The sequence below is a fragment of the Ruminococcus sp. genome (assembly GCF_045129435.1).
Lineage (GTDB): Bacteria > Bacillota > Clostridia > Oscillospirales > Acutalibacteraceae > Ruminococcoides.
Genome location: NZ_JBGVJL010000153.1, coordinates 1 through 2133, shown reverse-complemented (window position 1 = coordinate 2133; position 2133 = coordinate 1). Strand labels below are relative to the sequence as shown.

3 protein-coding genes and 1 pseudogene are annotated in these 2133 nt (G+C 38.0%); 1 reads left to right on the top strand and 3 read right to left on the bottom strand.

Annotated features, from left to right (window positions below):
- The coding region (locus ACJMMI_RS07380) for an RICIN domain-containing protein (protein ID WP_405354623.1) at positions 1–559 on the bottom strand (559 nt) is incomplete at its 3' end.
- A 27-nt stretch (positions 560–586) separates the two neighbouring features.
- Positions 587–766 (bottom strand): annotated as a pseudogene (locus tag ACJMMI_RS07375) (RICIN domain-containing protein); the annotation flags it as partial.
- Positions 767–772: 6 nt separating this feature from the next.
- Between ACJMMI_RS07375 and ACJMMI_RS07370 the strand changes: the two are divergent.
- The gene (locus ACJMMI_RS07370; protein ID WP_405354622.1) at positions 773–1096 is read left to right on the top strand and encodes a helix-turn-helix domain-containing protein; all 324 of its coding nucleotides are present in this window, start codon (positions 773–775) and stop codon (positions 1094–1096) included.
- A gap of 50 nt (positions 1097–1146) precedes the next feature.
- On the opposite strand, the gene mgtE is transcribed toward ACJMMI_RS07370, so the two are convergent.
- The coding region (gene mgtE / locus ACJMMI_RS07365; protein WP_405354620.1) for a magnesium transporter at positions 1147–2133 on the bottom strand (987 nt) is incomplete at its 5' end.

The window sequence follows — 2133 nt, the reverse complement described above, 5'->3', positions numbered from 1 at the left end:
TATTCCAAGAGAATTTAATATTTTTGGAATCAACATTAACATTTAACACAGGCGAGCTTAACTTACATTCTTCTCCGTTATAAATTGAAAAAATTTGAGATTCGCTATAATTCCTACTCCACAAATCAATGTTATTGCCTTCGTCAGGTATACATTGATATAAATCTAAAAATAAGCCAGATAGTTTTGACTGTAACATATATCCGCCGTTATAAGAGAAAATATACCATCTTTGCGCATCGTGAGAATGGTCTGTAAAAACTTGAACATTTGCTCCACCTTCGTATGATGCACCTTGAACATCCAAGCACTTTCCATCTAAACAAGAAACAATTTTATATGAACCATCAGTCTGTCTTAAAAATCGCCAAACCTGATTCGCCGTGCCGTTTTCGTGTCCTATAACAACATTATTGTTTTCATCATTCTCAATTGGTAACCAATGATATAAATTAAAAATTGGTGCCGTAAAATCATTACCAATATTTAATGCAAACGAATTAGAGTCAACCTTATAAATTGAAAAAATTTGAGCATCAGAATCATTTTCTATGTTCATCTGTACATTAGTTCCATCTGTCGCATTTCCTCCGTTAACTTCCAGAACACAATTTGATATTTTAGACTTAAGAACAACACCGCCATTACGCTCAATAACATACCATCGTTGAGCATCATGACCATGATCGACAAAAGCCTGGACATTTGCTCCAGGAGATGTTGAAGCACCATCAACATCTAAACAATCTTGATTTGATGCACTTATGATTTTATAACTACCATCAGACTGTCTTTCAAATTTCCAAATCTGGTCAGGACAATCATAATATTTACCACATTTTATATCTACATTTATGAAAACGGAAAAAGCGAGCCGAGCATTGCAACTCTTATGCAGATGGCGGATATTTTTAATACCTCTGTTGATTATATTATCGGCTACACAAATGTAAGACAGCCAATAGATAAAACTGTGCAAATGTCATTGACTGAGGATGAGTGCGATTTGCTGAGCGGCTACAGAGAATTGTCGCAAAAGCAACAGAATATTGCAATCGGAATTATTATTGGCTTGCTGAGTTCAGGCAAAAATTAAGGTCATATCTGCAAAAATAGCAGATATGACCTGTTTTTCTGTATTATTTTTTAAATATGAAGCACTGCGGTTGCAATTCCAAAGTAGATTAAAAGCGACAGGGCGTCACAAATTGTGCTGATAAGCGGAGATGCCATTACAGCAGGGTCAACGCCGATTTTATTTGCAACCATAGGCAGGAATGAGCCGATGATTTTTGCCATTATGATTGTTCCCACAAGGGTGAGGGAAACTACAAGTCCGATAAAAAGGGCGTTTTCTTTACCGTTTAAATCGAAAATCATAAGCTTTATAAAGTTTGCGGCGGCAAGTGTGACACCACAAAGTATAGCTACTCGAAATTCTTTCCAAAGCACCTTGAAAGCGTTGCTGAATTTAATTTCACCAAGCGACAGGGCACGAATAACAGATACCGATGCCTGAGAACCAGCGTTACCGCCCGTACCGGTAATCATCGGGATAAATGACGAAAGCACAATTACGCTTGCAAGTGCCGACTCAAAGTGAGAGATGATTGCACTTGTGAATGTGGCTGAAAGCATAAGTACAAGCAGCCATGGAATACGCTTTTTGTAAATGCCGAAAACACTTGTTTTCATATACGGCTTGTCAGAAGGCATTACGGCAGCCATTTTTTCAATATCCTCGGTTGCCTCTTCCTGCAAGACATCAATAGCATCGTCAATGGTAACAATGCCGACAAGTCTGTTTTCGGTATCTACAACAGGCAGTGCAAGAAAATTGTAGTTTGAAAACATCTGTGCAACCTTTTCCTGGTCGTCAAGAGTGTTTACGCAGATAACATTTTCTTCCATTATCTCCGACACCATAACATCGTCGTCAGATAACAGCAAATCCTTAACACTTGTAATACCGATGAGCTTTGAGTTTTCATCTGTAACATAGCAAATGTAGATAGTTTCTTTATCTACACCTGTTCGTCTGATTCGTTTAATAGACTGCTCTGCTGTCATTTCGGGACGAAGCACAATAAACTCAGTTGTCATAATTGAGCCTGCACTGTCCTCGGGATATTT